Genomic DNA, 18,181 nt, shown 5'->3' with positions numbered 1-18,181 from the left:
TCCTTGATTTCTCTAAAATTCGTCAAGCTGTCTGTGCAGTTCTTTTCGGATTCTGCTTTTAAGCTTTTCCATATCATCCCAGTAGGAGATCATAAATTTAAATCCCCTGTTAAAAGAGCCTTCAACAGGCTGGATGTATTCAAGCTCCTGAAGCAGGTTCATATAGCGGAAAGCTGATGTTTTGCTGATATTCAGCCCTTGTCTGATCTCTCTTGCCGTGAACTTTTTTGATGTTCCTTCTTTCTGCTTTTTTATAAAATCTTTCAGGTGCTCAAAAAACTGTCGGGTGCTTTTATCAAGCTCATCCACTTTGATGATGATCGAACTGAAGAAAACATCTACGGCTGATTTTATATCTGCTTTGTCAGTAATCAATCTGCCTTTAGAATCTGTTTTTCTCTGGTACTGGTGGAGAATTGTAATCTGGCAGACAAAGTTCTGGAACTGCGAGTTCAGTCTTCTGAGCATTCTGGCTTCCAGCGGAAGGCTTAGCTTATCGGCAAAGGGATTTACGACCTCATAGGATTTAAGCACGCGCATCACGTTTCTTAAAAGCTGTTTTGCCTGTTCTTCCTTGTCGCTGTCTGCCTGTCCTGCTGTTTTCAGGTTCTGTTTTTTGATGATTCTCAGTGTCTGCTGTTGGCTTTCATCCACTCCCAAAATCACCGAACGGCTCATATTGTCGTAATACACCTCAGCTTTTGTGGTTGTGGTAAGGCTGGCAAAGTGCGCCTGAACCTGTTTGATCTTTCCCCTGTTATTGCCGAATATGTCTTTAACCACAGTGGAGCTGGTTAGGAATTTGGCAGACTGCATTTCCCTGAAGGCATACTGCGCCTCTTCATCAAGCCCGTCAAAATCCTGAATGATAATCAGCTTGTTGATCAGTTCCTTCTCCCTGTAGTGATAGAGCGATTTGCTTGTAATTCGTGTCATATTCATCACATCCTCCTGAGGCATGCATCCTGCAATGCCGTTTATCAGGTGGCTTTTTCCCTCACCGCTTGATCCCTGAACAAGCCCGTGCAACAGGTAGGGCATTTTATAGCTGGATGCGAGGATGAAAAGTACGATCCTGTTTTCTTCTTCGCCCACAATGCCGTTCTGTTCCAAAAGCCTGTCTATATTTTCAAGCAGTCTGGGTTTTGCGAGAAATGCGACAGCATGTTCCTGCGCCTGAGGCGTAAGCTCTTTTTCGGCAAAACGTTCCGCCATCGGGTTTATTTCAGCCTCAAAAAGCGATTCCCTGTGCTGTTCCAGAAGATCGGTAAGCGTTACCAGATCCTTTTCAAGGCTGTCATAATCAAAACCCTGCTTTTCGGATAAGTCCGTGCACTGGCTCTGAACGCCTGAAAAATCGAACAGGTCGATTTTAAGCCTGTGTTTTCTGTTGGTATTGTATTCCACAATCTGAAGCGAAATCCTGAGATTTCCCAAGTCCATCGGCAGATTTCCCAGAACAAAGAAAGTCCCCGAGAGGCCTTTGTAGCTGATTTTGTAGCCGTTTACAATCTGCAGTCCTTCGCCTGCTTTTTCCGTTTTTGCGCTTTTTAAAAGATTCGATATCCCTTCCGCTCCATAATTGACCCACATGTCATTCAGACTGTGCCCCTCGGGAAGTTCCACTATTGAAAGGGGAACATCTGGTCTTGCCTCCTGCATTTGTAATCTGATCTTCTCCATTTTCTCACCGCTTAAAGATTACTATTGATTCCAGTTCATTCAATGATTTGATAATTTCAATATGCTCATCGAGCAGTTCCCCGTCATGAAGCGCAATGACCGCTTCCCTCTGATCCAGTATTCTGCTCTGCATCAGGCTGGCGCAGTCAATAACAGTCGGTGCCAGATAGAGCTTTCTGGTAAGCGGATGAGGATATGCAGGATAGATTCCTTTCTGGTTTAAATATTCCTCCTTGGGACTGTCCAGATCAAAACGGAGCGCAAAATAGTTCACAATCTCGTTCTCTCTGTCCAGCAGGGGAAATATAAGCCCGTAGCGCCCGAAGACGGTATAGGCTGTCAGAGAATCATCCCGCACTCCTGCATCACTCTTGGTTATTACTCCAAGCTCCACAAACCTTTCTTTAGATTTAAGGGTCTTGCGGTGGTGGAACTGTCCCGAATTAAAGCCTATTCTCAGGTCTGAATATTCCAGTCCGATGCTTTTCAGGTACGCTTTGGGCTTTAAGGCCTTTGCGCTTCTGATGCCAGTCTCAAATGAACGGAAAAGTGATTCTAAACTTTCCATATGCTTTAATTTTTTAATTGATTTCTGCGCTGTTATAAGCACAGCGATGCCCTGCCTGAAATAATCTTTCAGGCGGAAGTGCGGTATGGGCGTTAATTTTAAAGGCCGTCTGTGACAGGGACAGCCATTTATGAGAATAGAAATCTATAAATAGATTTCTACTGCAAAGATAAACCAGATTTCAATGCGCATCCTGCCCAAAATTTGGGCAGGATCATGTAAAGATAATTGATATTATTTTCTTTTTCAAAGGTAAAATATACCTGTGAAAGCCGTAGAACGTAGTTTTTTATTCGGTAAAGATACTATGCTTTTTTCCCAATCTCATGGACATAATATGTCCATGAAAACGGTTCGGGCACTATTTGGAAAGCCAGTGTTCATTTATCTTCATTCCTCTTATCAAGCATTCTGTAGATTTCATCCAGAACTTCTATTTCTGCGCTTGGAATCAGCTGAAGGGCAAGCTCCAGAACAGAACCTATATAAATCTCCCTGTTATCCAGTTCATCCGAATAAACAACATTCAGGCACATTCTAATCAGATTCACTCCGAGACAAGTCATATCTGCATAACCATAAAATCTTATCTCACGTATTGATTCCCCCTCTTTGTCCTGAGCAGGTTTGAGCAGTTTAAAATGATAGGATGCAAAATCTTTAAATTCTTCCAGTGTTTTTATTTTGTCAGTTTCCATAATATTAAATATTAAAACTTTATGTTGGCTATTCTGTTTCTTCTTTATTTTCTGAAAACAGATCCGTAATCTCATTTAAAAATTCAAATTCGTCAACTGGAAACAGCTGAAGAGCAATTCCCAGTATTAGCCCAACATCAATGTATTGGTTTTCGATTGTAGGCGGAACTTCTGGGCTGTCGTGATCTAAAGCGATAATGCACAGCTTCATCAGGTTTCTGACAACAGAACCAAGTTCGCAATAGCCATAAACCCTGATCTCTGCATTATACATGCCCCTTTTAGCCTCTGCTTTTTTCAGGGCATTAAGCAGTTTTCCGCTTAACGCCCTGATGCCTTCCAGTTTTTTGATTTTATCGGTTTCCATAACTTCATTTTTTTTATGCAGATAAAACTTCCTGCTGATGGATTCCCTCAAGCCTCTCAAGTTCCTTCTGGATCATGGCTTCCCCTTCTTTCATAAAATCACGGCATCTGCCTTCCATTATTCCATAGTAATCGTAACCATAACTATTGCATCTGCTGAAACGAAGCGTGTTTGGATTCTTTTTCAAAATCTTGAACATGTTTTTTTCATCACTGCTGTTTCGGGGAAAATATTCCGAAGTCAAGCTTGTGAAGTATTCGCACAGCTCAAATAAGTAGCCCAGTGAGAAGTGATTTGGGGTATATCCCAGAAATACCCTTATAAGGGAAAGGCAGGTCTGTTCCACTATCTGGTGAAGTGAACACATTCTTACTTCATATGAAAAATACTGGTCGTTATTATAGATAAGATCCCAGATCGATTCACTAACATTTCTTCTGTCTCCCGCGTATGCTGAAGTGCTTTTCACATATCTCTTTTCTGGATTCTTAGCCCAGATTATAGGCGATCTGTATGCATCTATATGAATCCTCTGCGCATTCTTAAAAATATTCCAGAAGAAATACTGCTGGTCTCCATATAATTTGACGATGTTTCTCAGGCTGTGCATGAGAATGGTTACCGTGATCTGTCCTCTTGATCTGCTCTTTATTTTATCGGTGAGGTCATTGCCGATATTATCCTCAAACTCTTCCGCTATAACCAGCAGATAAAGATGGACATGCTTTTCTTTCTGGACGGGCTTCTGAAAAGGCTCATTAAAAGTATAACTGCTTTTCTTCTCTGCAAAACAGTAAATGCCTATCGGATCGATGTTCTGTGAAATAACTCGATAAATTAAATCGGATGCGGTGTTTTGGATTGCTTTCATAATTTTACTCATTTTAGTTAATACTTGTCTGAAAAATTGTATTTTTGCTAAACACACTGGCAAGTAAGCGATTAACCGTATGGTACGCTATCAAATTGTTCCGTACCGTACATGAGAAAATATGTATCATACATAAATCTGGCTTTTTTATTCTTAATTATTACCTTTGAGCTATGAGCACACTAACAAAACCAAACCACATGGGGCGCAAGATCAGCCGTATCCGTGAACTGAAAGACATGAAGCAGGAAGCATTGGCGCAGGCTATGGGAACAAACCAGCAGGCTGTTTCTATTTTGGAAAACAGCGAAACTATTGATGATGAAAAATTAATGCAGGTGGCAAAAGCTTTAGACGTGAGCGTGGAAGCAATTAAAAATTTTTCTGATGAAGGTGTAATTAATTATTTCAACAATATATACGATAACGACATTACTGGTGGTATTGTTAATGCACCGTATTCTAATCACTGTTCATTCAATCCATTAGATAAACTAATAGAAGCCCATGAACAGCAGATCAAACTATATGAACGTTTGGTTCAAGCCGAAAAAGACAAAGTCGAATATTTGGAAAAACTTCTAAAAGCCAAATAAGCTTTTATAAAAGATATATTAATTCCAAAAAGAGGCTTTCGAGTCTCTTTTTTTGTTTTCCAATACCCTGTGAAATACCAAAATGCACAAATCATGAATAAAACTGTACATCTTAGAATTAAAAAGGAAATTGACAGAAGCAGTGAGGCTAAGGTGTTAAAGCTTAAAGGCACTTTAATCGCAAAAGGCTACACTGAAATAATCCATATCAAAGACGAAAACGAAGATTTCTACCTCAATACATTTTCAACTGATCCAGACAGGAAAAAAGAAGCTGAAAATTATGTGCTGGAATTCATCTCTTCTAACGAATTAAATGAGAGCGTATCGCTGATCGATAACCCAAAAAGCGATTTTGCACTGCTTTCTTTCTAAGCCCCCTTCTAAAAGAAAAAAAAGCAAAGCAAGTTATTGGACACAGCCAGAGAAGTGCGCATAATGACTTTTTCTCGTTCCTCCAAAAAGCCACCCTTCGGGACTTATAGCACTTCAACTGTCTTATTGTCCAATTGCAGACTGCTTTCTTTTTTCCCTTTTTCTTTTTTTAAGTATTTATTGATGTAACAGCCTACGGCCATCATGACCATATTTTACGCATGATACATATAAATATTTTTCCTAAATTAGAAGCCTGCTTTTAAAAATCTCCAAAGATCACCTCGTTCCTGTGATCAGCAAGATGAACGGTTGTTTAACAACCGGCTATCTTGCCACCTATTGCCTCGGAACTCGGCGGTGGAGAAACTTAAAAGCAAAGAGTTTGATAACAATGAAAATGAAAGATGATGAAAAGAGAAAATTCAAACAGAACACGAATCGTGGGACTGCGATTCACTCCTTTGGAGTATGCCGAACTTGAAAAAAGATTCAGAGCAAGCACCTGCCGAAAATTAAGCGACCACATCAGAAGCCACTTATTCAACAAACCCATTGTCGCCACCTACAGAAACCAGTCTTTAGACGAACTGATGGAAGAGACAGCCGTACTTACTTCCGAATTACGGGCAATCGGCAATAATATCAATCAGATTGCCAGAAAGATAAACACCTTCAAAACAGTTCCTGATTTTAAAGGGCATCTTTATCTGTTCGAGATCCAAAGAAAAAAACTTTTTGATAAAATGGACGAGGTCTCAGGCCACACCCAGAAAATAGCAGAAAAATGGTTGCAGTGATAAAAACAAGCTCGTCCATAAGAGGCATTCTGAATTACAACGAAAATAAAGTTGAGATCGGAAAAGCGGAATGCATCAGTGCTGTGAATTATCCGCTTGAACTGGAAAAACTGAGTTTCGCTTCAAAATTAAACCGCTTTCTAAAACTGGCAGAACTCAATACCAATGTGAAACGAAACACAGTGCATATCTCGCTCAACTTTGATCCCTCGGAGAACCATTCGAAAGAAAAGCTGGCTGAAATTGCAGACACTTATATGGAAAAACTAGGATTCGGCAGACAGCCTTATCTTGTGTATCAACATCACGATGCAGGACATCCCCATTGCCATATAGTAACAAACAATATTCAGAGAGATGGGAAAAGAATTGACCTGCATTTATTAGGGATCAGAAAATCAGAACCCGCCCGAAAAGAAATTGAAGAAATGTTCGGTCTTGTAAAAGCCGAAGGAAGAAAACAGAAAGAGCAATTTTCGTTAAATCCGATAGATTTCGGCAGAGTCGAATACGGAAAAGCAGAGTCCAAAAAGGCTCTAAATTCAGTTTTAAATCAGGTGTTGTTTAATTACAAATATTCGAGCCTGCCTGAACTCAACGCGGTTTTAAACCTCTATAATGTTCATGCTGACAGAGGAAGCGAGGAATCGAGAGTTTTTAAAAATAATGGACTGCTATATAAGATACTTGACCAGAATTCAAAACCTATTGGCGTGCCGATAAAAGCCAGCGAATTTTACAGCAGACCTACCTTAAAATTTCTGCAAGGAAAGTTTAAGTCTAATGACGCAGAGAAAGAGTCTTACAAAAAATATGTAAAAAATGCTATAAAGCTGGCTTTCTTTCACGAAGACATATTTTCTCCCGAAAAATTATCCAAGATTTTGGAACAAGAAAGCATTCATATGATATTAAGAAAAAGCAGGGAAGGACAGCTTTATGGAATAACCTATGTTGACCACAAAACCCGATCCGTTTTCAACGGAAGCAGTCTGGGAAAAGAATTCAGTGCAAAAGGGATTCAAGAAAGCTGTGTCATGCAAATTCTTGCATTTGAAAGAAAATATCAAAATAGTCTTTTAACTACCTCTGAAAACCTTCAAAATCTTGAATCAGGAGAGTTTGCAAAAGAAAATCTTGCAGACATCTTGCTTCGTGGCGAAAAAATAAATGACTATGTTTCGAAACAGTTTAAACAAAAAAAGAAAAAGCGATTACATAGTAGACGGATATAAAAAAGTTAAGGGTGCAAATTGCACCCTTAACTTATCTAATATTAGTTCATACTTCCCAAATCATTTTATTTCATTTTTGATTAGGAACCATTCATATTTAATTTATCAATTTATTAATATCTTCTATCGTGATCTGTTTTCTATATTCTATTAATGACTTTTTTTTATCAATATCAAAATTAGAAATAGGTGTCACTATATTTGATTTTACATTTTTGTCTATTGATAAAATACTATCCATTAGACTTTTATTATATCTATAGTATAAATTTATTTTTTCTAATTGATTTTTAAAAGACTTTGAGTCATCAAAATTCAATTCTTCATTTTGATACTTTTGGTTATAAGTAAAAAACATTTTTATTGTGTCCTTTGGCTTTATATAAAAAACTGTTGAGGAATTTGGCTGTGAAACTGGAACATCCGAACTATTAATTTTTAAACATACTCCTGCAAATTCATTTTTTTTATCTTTATTAGATACTCCATAAGAGTTAGCAAAAATCATTGCTTCTCTTTCACTTGGATTATAAAAGGAGATTAAAAAGTGAATTTTTTTGTTATTCACTGTATCCTGTATTATAATCTTGTCACACTTAGCCAAAATTCTAAAATCATTATTTTCTTTTTTACTACATCCAATAGCAACCAAAAGAAACAAAAGTAAAAGTGTCTTATTCATGCTTTTTAATTTAATCAATAGTTCCATTAAGTATTTTAGTCATTGCTCCTTGAATTTCTTTCTTCCATTCAGGTGTCGTACCTTTCCAAGAAGAATGATTGATTTGCGTCTGATATGCTTTTGCATGACCTTTGCCTTCTCCAGTTACTCCTCCTTTAAAATGAGCATTACCTTCGTGAGCACCAGTATTCTGAATATTATTAACAGTAAATTGCCCTCCTCTCCACATACTACTAGTCAAATTAAAAGTTATATTATTACCTGATGTATATGCTGGCGAGTTTGGTCTTTCTATATTATAGGATTCAGGACTATTTGATCCAATTGTAAAATATTTATTCCCATCTGTTGTCGAATTTGTTTCTTTCGCATAATAAGAGGAAACTGCTCCTCCACTCAATTCAGATACATCGAAAGCCATATCATCGCCTTTAGATATAATGTCTGTTGCTGCAGTATTTACCATATCAATTTCACTTTGAGTAAAATCCTTTTCGGGATTTTGTCCCATTACCTGATCAAGATTTTGACCTAATCTTGTAGCCTGACTGTGCGTTAGTTTTCCATTTTTATCGGTATAATTTCCTTTAAATTGAGATTTTGTTGCGATGTTAAATACTTTTTCATCCATAAATAAAACCTCGCCTTTAAATCCTTCACTATCAGTACCTAAAAATTTACCATTCAATCCATAAATTGGAGACATTGCTTCCATACCATCAGGATCAATGAAATAAATCGGATTGTTTAGCGCATAAGTGTATGGGCTAAACCTTCTACTTTTCTCTGACAAAGGGTCAATATTCATCCATCTACCAATTGCAGGATCATAATTCCTTGCTCCATAGTCGTAAAAGTTAAGCCCCAGCTCGTCTTGAAGCTCCTTTCCGTTGTACTTATACTTATTCGCTGTCGGCAAATAATCATTATATCCTTTATGTTTTAGTCCAAAAGGATAATAATTATTCTCTTCAATAATTTCAAGAACCTGCGTTGTCGGGTTTTTAGCATAGCTAACGCGCACGTTTCCTAAATGGTCTTTGTACTGGAAAACATACGAAAGCCCTCCTGCCGTATTCTTTACATACCCTTCTGCTGTCGGGAAAAACTCCAAAACATTGTCTTTGTACTGATAACCGCCTAAATAGTCGGTCACCTTTGCAACCGTGCCCTCAGTTACGGCCTTCCTGATTTTTTGCCCAGACGCATTGTAAAAGTATTCAATACTTCCTGCTGTTCCAAATATTATTTTCTTCGGCAGGTTTAAATGATTGTAAGTGATGCTGGTTATATTTTTGTTTTTATCAGCAATCATATTTCCGTTTTCGTCATAACTATAATCATCATCGGTTTTATTCACATCATTAAATCCGCTGCTGTTATTAGAATTATCTGCAACTTTAGACAATTGGTTTGAATTTGTGGGATAGGTATAAACCAAATCGTCTATGCCAAGATTGCCCACTTGAGGGTCATAATCTCCATTACGGCTCAACTTCATAATATTTCCATTTTTGTCGTAAGACAGATTTTCATCATAGGCGCTTGTAGTCAGACCATTCTTCTCATATATGGCATTTGTTAGGCGGTTCAGGTTATCATACTTATAACCATATGCCCTTTCGTTTAAGTCTGAAGCCGTTTTCCAGAATGTTTCTGAGATGTTTCCGTTATAAAGCGCTTTTACATCTGATATATCAGTCTGTGTGGTTTCATAATTAATCTTGAAAGCAAATAAGTCCACAGGATCAGTATTCTGCTGCAGATTACTTGTCTTGTTAATCTCTTTCAGCCAGCCTCTAATATTATATTGATAATCTACTTTTTGAAGCGGATTTCCAACGCTGTTTCCTACCTTCTTGCTTTCCAGCTGTCCTAAGGCGTCATAGGTATTCTCAGCCAAAAGCTCTACAGTTCCTCCATTTATCTGATGCGTATGAGTCAAAAGTCTGTCCTGAGGCGAATAAGTAAATTCTTCTCTTACCGCAATCTCTGGATTACCGGAAGTTCTTTTATGTTTAGTAACTGTATAAAGTGCTTTCCCTGTGAAATCAATTTTACTCTCACTTGAAGTATATCCACCCAAATAATTCTTAAGGTAGTTTTTTACTGGTCTTGCCTTATCATCATAGAATATTGTACTGGTCTCACCTGCTGATGAAGAGGCTGTAGTTATCGCCCTTGTCCAGCTTCCTGTTGCTAGCGTCTTTACATTGCTTAAAACGGATTGCCCCTCAATAGAAGATGGAAGAGGCTGTGCATTTGGAAATGCATAACTATCATAATAATTAACGGTTAAAAGCTTAAAGCTTGTCGGTGCAATGGCATTGCTGTAATATGCTTCGATTCCGTCAATTGTTCCAGAAGTCTGCTTTGTTTCAAATAAAACTGTCGCAGCGTTCTGAGTATCCTGCAGCGATTTTCTCGTCGCTGCATTTGAAGTCTGGCTGCTCCATCCTGTATAGACAGGCCTGCCAAAAGCATCATATTTTGTGATGATCCACCCCAAAGCACTTTCATCTTTAAAAGGTGAATATGCCGGTCCGGTAGCAACTGGCCTGTCCAATTTATCGTAAACGATAAATTCCCATCGCTTGCCTGGAAGCTTTTTTTCTGCCAGACGGTTTTTGTTATCGTATTTGTACTGGTAGCATAAACCATTTAAAACATCATCATTAATGGTTCCTTCTGCTTTCGGCGGAATTACGTAAGTAAGATTGCCAAAAATATCATAGACATAATAAGTATCGTACTTGTCTCCTGCAATGTAGGTTCGTTTCATTACAATCTGCCCTTCCTTGTCTTTAAATTCTTCTGTACCAGCATTGGCTCCGGGAGCAGTGTTCTCATCATAAGTAACTACTTTAAACAGTTCACCTGCTTGATAAGTCCCTGAATTAGAAAAACTGATTTCATAAAGACCAGAACCTGAATTCCAAGTCGCTACAGCTTTATACAGTTTTACTTCGCTATCTGCGTTTGTTTGGTAGTCAAATTTAATTTCATTTCCAGAATCCATTGCCCAAGCCGTCCCTGGAGCCGCCTGTTTTAGAACTCTGTTTAATGGCGAAGGTTCAAACTGTTTCTTTGAATATGGATTTGAACCATTTTCATACAAACCACTATAAAATGAACCCGATGTGATAATAGCCGCATTGGTGTCGATTCGACCATAATTAGTTCCTCCATTTGCAACTGCATAAGGTAGATATTCTTTTACCTGTCTGCCAAATCCGTCATATTCAAAAGGGGTAACAAGGTCTTCTCCGTTTCCGCCCTGACCGATCACTAGAGTTTGCAAAGAACGTCCAAGTCCGTCATAATAAGTCACATTCTGAGTCATCTCTTGTTTTGTCAAAGAGCTTAAATTTGCTGACTGAACTGCCTTTTTAGGAGCTATCGTGTAAATGAAATTATCATCACTGAAAGTTTGCGCTTTTATACTCATACTTGCAACAAAGAACAATAAAATAAATAATATGTATTTTTTCATAAATAGTATGTTTGTCTTATTTGCCCTAACAATTTAACCTCTAATCACTTCTAAATTAACACTTACAATACTAGCTGCATTTAAAAAAATTGTAGTCAGCTTATCTGCTTGACCAGCAGGAAATACAACGGTAACAACCTGACTATATATTAATCCATTGGCACGTTTAAAATCTACAGTAAAGTTTAGTGTTGCTCCATTATGATTTGTACCAGTAGCCCAAGCATCAATACTAAACTCTTTGGTTGAAGTATTGAAGAAATATTCATACTGAAAAGTTATTGTACAAGTACCATTTGTATTAGCATAAGCTTGTCCGTCTGTATTAAATTTAGCAAGCCCTAAGGCATCTGCATCTGCCTGAGAAAGTGTTGATGTGGCAGCACCAACTCCTTGATTATAGATCACTGTCCCACCAGTTCCATTTTGTCCGCAATTATTTCTGGTAAATGATCCACTTCTGGAAATACTATTATATGGACAAACACCATTTGTATTAGCGTAAATTTGTCCATTATTATTTACATCAGCTTGCGCTAAATCATCGGCAGCAGCCTGAGAATAAGTCGAGCTATATGTTCTAGCAGAAACAGTATAGGTAACAGAACTTCCAGGCGAGCCACTTGCACAATTATTTTTAACAAATACACCTGATTTAGCTGCGCTAAAAAAAGTACATTGGGCCATTTCATTTGCATTGTATTGTCCGTTTGTATCCATATCATTTTGTGCCAATCCATCTGCCTTTATCTGAGAGCCGCTAGTATATTTTCCAGCAGGAACAGTATAAATATAAGTTCCTGGAGTACTGCCTGCAGGGCAATCATTTTTGGTGAATGTTTGGCTAATTGCGACATTGCTGTACGTACAGCCGCCATTTGCATTCGCATTGGCCTGGCCGTCTGCATTGAATTTCGCAAGCCCATTTGCGTCTGCATCCGCCTGGGAAACCGTCGATGTCGATGCTCCTACAGCCTGGCTGTATGAAACGCTTGAACCCACTCCGCCTGCAGCGCAATTGCTTCTGGTGAACGAGCCGCTGTAGGCCTTGCTGCTGAAGGTGCATGTGCCGCTGGCATTCGCATTGGCCTGCCCGTCTGCATTGAATTTAACAAGCCCTTTTGAGTCTGCATCTGCCTGGGAAACAGTCGATGTCGAGGCACCCGCAGCCTGGCTATAGGATACGCTTGAACCCACACCGCCTGAAGCGCAATTGTTTCTGGTGAACGACCCGCTGTAGGCCTTGCTGCTGAAAGTGCACGTCCCATTGGCATTCGCATTGGCCTGCCCGTCTGCATTGAATTTGGCAAGACCTTTTGAGTCTGCATCCGCCTGGGAAACAGTCGATGTCGAGGCACCCGCAGCCTGGCTGTAGGAAACGCTTGAACCCACACCGCCTGAAGCGCAATTGTTTCTGGTGAACGACCCGCTGTAGGCCTTGCTGCTGAAAGTGCACGTCCCATTGGCATTCGCATTGGTCTGCCCGTCTGCATTGAATTTGGCAAGACCTTTTGAGTCTGCATCCGCCTGGGAAACAGTCGATGTCGAGGCACCCGCAGCCTGGCTATAGGATACGCTTGAACCCACACCGCCTGAAGCGCAATTGTTTCTGGTGAACGACCCGCTGTAGGCCTTGCTGCTGAAAGTGCACGTCCCATTGGCATTCGCATTGGCCTGCCCGTCTGCATTGAATTTGGCAAGACCTTTTGAGTCTGCATCCGCCTGGGAAACAGTCGATGTCGAGGCACCCGCAGCCTGGCTGTAGGAAACGCTTGAACCCACACCGCCTGAAGCGCAATTGTTTCTGGTGAACGACCCGCTGTAGGCCTTGCTGCTGAAAGTGCACGTCCCATTGGCATTCGCATTGGTCTGCCCGTCTGCATTGAATTTGGCAAGACCTTTTGAGTCTGCATCCGCCTGGGAAACAGTCGATGTCGAGGCACCCGCAGCCTGGCTATAGGATACGCTTGAACCCACACCGCCTGAAGCGCAATTGTTTCTGGTGAACGACCCGCTGTAGGCCTTGCTGCTGAAAGTGCACGTCCCATTGGCATTCGCATTGGCCTGCCCGTCTGCATTGAATTTGGCAAGACCTTTTGAGTCTGCATCCGCCTGGGAAACAGTCGATGTCGAGGCACCCGCAGCCTGGCTGTAGGAAACGCTTGAACCCACACCGCCTGAAGCGCAATTGTTTCTGGTGAACGACCCGCTGTAGGCCTTGCTGCTGAAAGTGCACGTCCCATTGGCATTCGCATTGGTCTGCCCGTCTGCATTGAATTTGGCAAGACCTTTTGAGTCTGCATCCGCCTGGGAAACAGTCGATGTCGAGGCACCCGCAGCCTGGCTATAGGATACGCTTGAACCCACACCGCCTGAAGCGCAATTGTTTCTGGTGAACGACCCGCTGTAGGCCTTGCTGCTGAAAGTGCACGTCCCATTGGCATTCGCATTGGCCTGCCCGTCTGCATTGAATTTGGCAAGACCTTTTGAGTCTGCATCCGCCTGGGAAACAGTCGATGTCGAGGCACCCGCAGCCTGGCTATAGGATACGCTTGAACCCACACCGCCTGAAGCGCAATTGCTTCTGGTGAACGAGCCGCTGTAGGCCTTGCTGCTGAAAGTGCACGTCCCATTGGCATTCGCATTGGCTTGGCCGTCTGCATTGAATTTCGCAAGCCCATTTGCGTCTGCATCCGCCTGGGAAACCGTCGATGTCGATGCTCCTACAGCCTGGCTGTATGAAACGCTTGAACCCACTCCGCCTGCAGCGCAATTGCTTCTGGTGAACGAGCCGCTGTAGGCCTTGCTGCTGAAGGTACATGTGCCGCTGGCATTCGCATTGGCCTGCCCGTCTGCATTGAATTTAACAAGCCCTTTTGAGTCTGCATCTGCCTGGGAAACAGTCGATGTCGAGGCACCCGCAGCCTGGCTGTAGGAAAAGCTTGAACCCACACCGCCTGCAGCGCAATTGCTTCTGGTGAACGAGCCGCTGTAGGCCTTGCTGCTGAAAGTGCATATTCCGCTGGCATTCGCATTGGCCTGGCCGTCTGCATTGAATTTCGCAAGCCCATTTGCGTCTGCATCCGCCTGGGAAACCGTCGATGTCGAGGCACCCGCAGCCTGGCTGTATGAAACGCTTGAACCCACTCCGCCTGCAGCGCAATTGCTTCTGGTGAACGAGCCGCTGTAGGCCTTGCTGCTGAAGGTGCATGTGCCGCTGGCATTTGCATTGGCCTGGCCGTCTGCATTGAATTTCGCAAGCCCATTTGCGTCTGCATCCGCCTGGGAAACCGTCGATGTCGATGCTCCTACAGCCTGGCTGTATGAAACGCTTGAACCCACTCCGCCTCCTTCACAGTTATTTCTTGTAAATGTTCCTGATTGTGCTGCACTCTGATACATCACAACACTAGTAGAAGAATTATCACCACAATCTATAGTTTGACCTTTATAATTATAACAGTATTTTTGGAGTACATTTAGATCTTTATCTTTCACAAATCTTAATCTTTGATCTGCATCATATTCATAATAAGTAGTGAATCCTTTAGCATCAGTTATACTTGTAACTCCTATTAACGGATTATAGGTATAAGTAGAAACAAAAGCATTTGGAAGTGAATTTCTGAATGTGTTCAGTGCATTTCGAAACTTTTGTTCTGAACAATTATCTGATATGCAATTATCTGAATCATCATTAGAGAGTGTTTGCAAATTTGCAATACTCTCAGCAGTAATACTGCCGTAAGACAAATTATCAATTTTAGCAATTGGCTGAGTTTTATTGTAACCCCAGATAATAGATACTGGAGTTCCTCCATCTAGCGTATATTGTAAAACATTGCCTTTTTCATCATACAGATCATATGTTACTTTTTTGTCAAGATTTAAATCTATTGACAATGCTCCCTTATTAGCATAAACAGTTTTTGGAAGAAGAAGATTATTGGTAGAAACGCTCTTATCGTAGTTAGTTAACTGTTCTGATATTTTAATTCCTCCTTCTAAAGATACTGTATTCAAAGGTATTCCTACCATATAGGCAGACTTCAGATCAGCTATAAAAGGCCTGGAAGCCATTTCTGGATCGCCAGCGTAAAAATATTTTGTTTCCAATATTTCTCCAACTGAGTTCTTAGTAGTTCGTGAAGTTAATTGCAAATGTGTAGGATTGCTATAATTAAATGTTGTATTACTTACTAAAGTGCCTGTTAAACTATTTGATGCATTATAAAAATAACTTGTTTTCTCAGACGTTTTTTGGTAGTACCATAAAAAAGGAATATTAAAGGTTATTGGTTCAATACTTTGTAAAACTGTTATTCCTCCATTAACATAATAAGGGCACACAAGATTAAAAGGATCTGATACATTTTCACGAATATTTGTCGTTGAATTACGAAACATCTTAAATCCATTGTAAAAAGACTTATTTGAAGGATCTTCAAAATAAGTATTTTTTTCTTCTTCTATTATAAAACTGGTTCCCCCAACTGTCTTATATATTTTTTTATTTAAAATTTTACCTCTTTTCCATGGTGTTGAAATTTGTACTGCTGGACTACCTAAAGGAATTTCATCACCGCCAACAGTAAACTCATATTGAGTGTAACCATTATTAATCTGATTTGTAGGATCAATCTGTTTTTCCTTGACATATTTATAAATAACAGAATTTCCTTCAATACCAAATCTAGAGTTTGATGTGATACTATAAGTTGATTGAGAATTAACCCCTGCAAGACAAGCTATTTGTTCATATTCACCAATTGGCGATGCACACGTCATATATTCATAATTCGTGAAATTTTTCGTAGAAAAAGATGTGACCATCTCATTGATTAGGCTACCGCTTGTGTGACTTGAATCAGCTATATCCGAATAATCAAATTCTTTTTTTAAAAGTAATGCATTATTACTATCAAAACTTTCAATATTTTTTATTCTTAAGCCAGCTCCTAAATTATTCCTAGGTTCAGTATCATTATTAACATATTTTAATTGCAAGTTTTTCACACTGTAATACTCCCCGTAAACTGCTATTTCTATCCTTCCTGATTGCGGCAAATTAACCTTCTCACTATATTGTTGCCCCACTAAGGGTCCCGAATTGTACACCTCAATCCCTCCTGAAATAACCTTTACTTTTGCATAATGATATTTAAGTAGGGTTGGATTATCTCCTTTTGGCTTATCTAATTCAAATGTTAACAGTCCTTCAGTATTGAAAGCGGTAAAAGGAATTGACACATAATTAACTACATTTACAGGATCATCTTCTCTTGGAGGTATAGTTCCTCCTGACCCTTGTACCACACTACTGTTAACAATTACAGGAATGTATCTATTAAAAGGATTGACACCATAAAATTGATTATTTTCATAATTAAATCTGGTCCATCCTTTTGTTGGGTAATGTATCTCTTTTAAAATCCCTGCCTGAATAGCCGAAGCACTAACAGAACGATCTGCGTTACCCACTTCTGTTTCATAAGGGGCCAATAAATAATGTTTCGGAATTAAATCCTGATTATTGACTAAACCATTATTATAACCAAAATAATCTTGCCCTTTTGATGTTTTACTCGGTAATAAAATATCTGAATAAACAAATTCTTCCTCAACCTGGCCGAATATGCTAACGATCCTATTTAATTTTAATCTCTTGTCTGTATATGAGCTACTTGATCCGTTAAAATATGAATATTCAAAAGTGTAGCCTTTTACATTGTTAAATCCATCAGGTGCCAATTGCTGAATTTCGATTTTACCCAATGATCCATTGGCACTTCCCTCAAATAAATCTTGTCTATTTGCATTCTTTGTGAATAATACTTTAGAATTACCATCATTAAAAACAATTTCTTTTATTTTTTTTAAATTAGTCACCGTACTTCCTCCTTCACTAATTACTGCACTAATTTGATTTTGATTATTTTCACCAAAAGGGCATCCCCCTCTAGTGATACTCCTTTTTACCTCCACCCTTTGAGAAAAATTCATATCTGTTAAACTTCCATCATTTTGGTAAGTGAAACTGATTTTATTATTTGAAGGAGTTTTGATTTCATCAACGTACCACGCACTAATATAACGATCGCTATGGCTCATAGACCGTACAGAAGATTCTGTGGTATTAAGTGAATATACATTTCCCTGAGGATCGGTTATTTTAAATTTCAAGGTAGATCTATTGGCTCCTATTAAATCTACTTTAAAAGCATTTGGAGGTATGGTTACTATCTCATTGTTTGCAAAATTTTTAATATAAAAACTTCCATTTACTGTAGGGGATGAAAAAACATACATATCCTTTACTCTTGATTGGTCAAGACCTGCCACTAGAGTATTGATCGATTCATGTTTATATGGATGTGCTCTAAAGTAGGTAATAATAGCATCATCATCAGGAATGACATCAACTAAATCATTATTTTCATCTACTTCGTCTCTTGGACTCAAAATCACTTGTGCCCCGGCATTTAAATTCCAACCTAATCCAACCCATGTGGCTTCCTGAGCAACTTTTATACCTGAAGCATGATAATCTAAAGAGATTGGCAATTTAAAATCTTTTATGTCAATGGTATATAATGGGATTGAAATTCCTGGAACTCCTGTAGATAAATCAACTGGATATTCACCATATTTTAAAAAAGCCGATGCTTCTGGAGATTTGGGTACAAAATCTGGTTTTGGAGTATTATTGCTATAAGTTTGAGCTTGTGATTTTACCGAACCTGTAATTAATAATAGCACTGGCAATATTATTTTGGCAAAACCTTCTAAAGTTAATCTATACATCTGATAGTT

12 protein-coding genes are annotated in these 18,181 nt (G+C 39.4%); 4 read left to right on the top strand and 8 right to left on the bottom strand.

Features of this window, described 5'->3' with window-relative positions; genetic code table 11:
• Positions 1 to 12: 12 nt before the first annotated feature.
• From ACNRYB_RS09395 to ACNRYB_RS09375, 5 genes are all read right to left on the bottom strand, one after another.
• Positions 13 to 1,683 (bottom strand): RNA-dependent RNA polymerase family protein, encoded by a 1,671-nt coding sequence (locus ACNRYB_RS09395; protein WP_473729896.1) that lies wholly within the window; start codon positions 1,681 to 1,683, stop codon positions 13 to 15.
• A gap of 4 nt (positions 1,684 to 1,687) precedes the next feature.
• Positions 1,688 to 2,251: a hypothetical protein gene (locus ACNRYB_RS09390; protein WP_473729895.1), complete on the bottom strand. Its 564-nt coding sequence runs from the start codon at positions 2,249 to 2,251 to the stop codon at positions 1,688 to 1,690.
• 380 nt (positions 2,252 to 2,631) lie between these two features.
• Positions 2,632 to 2,949, bottom strand: coding sequence for a hypothetical protein (locus tag ACNRYB_RS09385; protein ID WP_406845375.1), 318 nt, complete (start codon positions 2,947 to 2,949; stop codon positions 2,632 to 2,634).
• 28 nt (positions 2,950 to 2,977) lie between these two features.
• Positions 2,978 to 3,316: a hypothetical protein gene (locus ACNRYB_RS09380; protein WP_473729894.1), complete on the bottom strand. Its 339-nt coding sequence runs from the start codon at positions 3,314 to 3,316 to the stop codon at positions 2,978 to 2,980.
• A 13-nt stretch (positions 3,317 to 3,329) separates the two neighbouring features.
• Positions 3,330 to 4,187 carry a hypothetical protein gene (locus ACNRYB_RS09375; protein WP_473729893.1) on the bottom strand — a complete coding sequence of 286 codons (858 nt, stop codon included), beginning with the start codon at positions 4,185 to 4,187 and terminating at the stop codon, positions 3,330 to 3,332.
• A gap of 173 nt (positions 4,188 to 4,360) precedes the next feature.
• Between ACNRYB_RS09375 and ACNRYB_RS09370 the strand changes: the two genes are divergently transcribed.
• The 4 genes from ACNRYB_RS09370 to ACNRYB_RS09355 all read left to right on the top strand — a co-directional run bounded on the left by ACNRYB_RS09370 (position 4,361) and on the right by ACNRYB_RS09355 (position 7,193).
• Complete coding sequence (locus ACNRYB_RS09370) at positions 4,361 to 4,783, top strand: helix-turn-helix domain-containing protein (protein ID WP_473729892.1); 423 nt, start codon at positions 4,361 to 4,363, stop codon at positions 4,781 to 4,783.
• 93 nt (positions 4,784 to 4,876) lie between these two features.
• A complete protein-coding gene (locus ACNRYB_RS09365) occupies positions 4,877 to 5,158 on the top strand; it encodes a hypothetical protein (RefSeq protein WP_473729891.1) in 282 nt (93 codons plus the stop codon).
• 443 nt (positions 5,159 to 5,601) lie between these two features.
• On the top strand, positions 5,602 to 5,958 hold the full coding sequence (locus tag ACNRYB_RS09360; RefSeq protein WP_473729890.1) for a plasmid mobilization protein: 357 nt from the start codon (positions 5,602 to 5,604) through the stop codon (positions 5,956 to 5,958).
• Positions 5,946 to 7,193, top strand: coding sequence for a relaxase/mobilization nuclease domain-containing protein (locus ACNRYB_RS09355; RefSeq protein ID WP_473729889.1), 1,248 nt, complete (start codon positions 5,946 to 5,948; stop codon positions 7,191 to 7,193). Before ACNRYB_RS09360 ends, ACNRYB_RS09355 begins: the two co-directional genes overlap by 13 nt.
• Before the next feature lie 97 nt (positions 7,194 to 7,290).
• On the opposite strand, the gene ACNRYB_RS09350 is transcribed toward ACNRYB_RS09355, so the two are convergent.
• From ACNRYB_RS09350 to ACNRYB_RS09340, 3 genes are read right to left on the bottom strand one after another with little or no spacing between them, the layout of a single operon-like run.
• Positions 7,291 to 7,875: a hypothetical protein gene (locus tag ACNRYB_RS09350; protein WP_473729888.1), complete on the bottom strand. Its 585-nt coding sequence runs from the start codon at positions 7,873 to 7,875 to the stop codon at positions 7,291 to 7,293.
• A 10-nt stretch (positions 7,876 to 7,885) separates the two neighbouring features.
• Positions 7,886 to 11,368, bottom strand: coding sequence for a DUF6443 domain-containing protein (locus ACNRYB_RS09345; protein WP_473729887.1), 3,483 nt, complete (start codon positions 11,366 to 11,368; stop codon positions 7,886 to 7,888).
• Between the two features lie 33 nt (positions 11,369 to 11,401).
• Positions 11,402 to 18,172: a DUF5977 domain-containing protein gene (locus ACNRYB_RS09340; RefSeq protein ID WP_473729886.1), complete on the bottom strand. Its 6,771-nt coding sequence runs from the start codon at positions 18,170 to 18,172 to the stop codon at positions 11,402 to 11,404.
• Positions 18,173 to 18,181: the final 9 nt, after the last annotated feature.

It is taken from the genome of Flavobacterium sp. CR10 (assembly GCF_055814415.1).
Note: the sequence above shows the minus strand (reverse complement) of the source record. Positions and strands in the feature narration are given on the sequence as shown.

What these genes read in the sequence shown, in the direction of transcription:
- ACNRYB_RS09390 (WP_473729895.1), bottom strand. Translation starts at nt 2,251, where the DNA reads ATGGAAAGTTTAGAATCACTTTTCCGTTCATTTGAGACTGGCATCAGA.
- ACNRYB_RS09395 (WP_473729896.1), bottom strand. Translation starts at nt 1,683, where the DNA reads ATGGAGAAGATCAGATTACAAATGCAGGAGGCAAGACCAGATGTTCCC.
- ACNRYB_RS09375 (WP_473729893.1), bottom strand. Translation starts at nt 4,187, where the DNA reads ATGAAAGCAATCCAAAACACCGCATCCGATTTAATTTATCGAGTTATT.
- ACNRYB_RS09385 (WP_406845375.1), bottom strand. Translation starts at nt 2,949, where the DNA reads ATGGAAACTGACAAAATAAAAACACTGGAAGAATTTAAAGATTTTGCA.
- ACNRYB_RS09365 (WP_473729891.1), top strand. Translation starts at nt 4,877, where the DNA reads ATGAATAAAACTGTACATCTTAGAATTAAAAAGGAAATTGACAGAAGC.
- ACNRYB_RS09355 (WP_473729889.1), top strand. Translation starts at nt 5,946, where the DNA reads ATGGTTGCAGTGATAAAAACAAGCTCGTCCATAAGAGGCATTCTGAAT.
- ACNRYB_RS09380 (WP_473729894.1), bottom strand. Translation starts at nt 3,316, where the DNA reads ATGGAAACCGATAAAATCAAAAAACTGGAAGGCATCAGGGCGTTAAGC.
- ACNRYB_RS09345 (WP_473729887.1), bottom strand. Translation starts at nt 11,368, where the DNA reads ATGAAAAAATACATATTATTTATTTTATTGTTCTTTGTTGCAAGTATG.
- ACNRYB_RS09340 (WP_473729886.1), bottom strand. Translation starts at nt 18,172, where the DNA reads ATGTATAGATTAACTTTAGAAGGTTTTGCCAAAATAATATTGCCAGTG.
- ACNRYB_RS09350 (WP_473729888.1), bottom strand. Translation starts at nt 7,875, where the DNA reads ATGAATAAGACACTTTTACTTTTGTTTCTTTTGGTTGCTATTGGATGT.
- ACNRYB_RS09370 (WP_473729892.1), top strand. Translation starts at nt 4,361, where the DNA reads ATGAGCACACTAACAAAACCAAACCACATGGGGCGCAAGATCAGCCGT.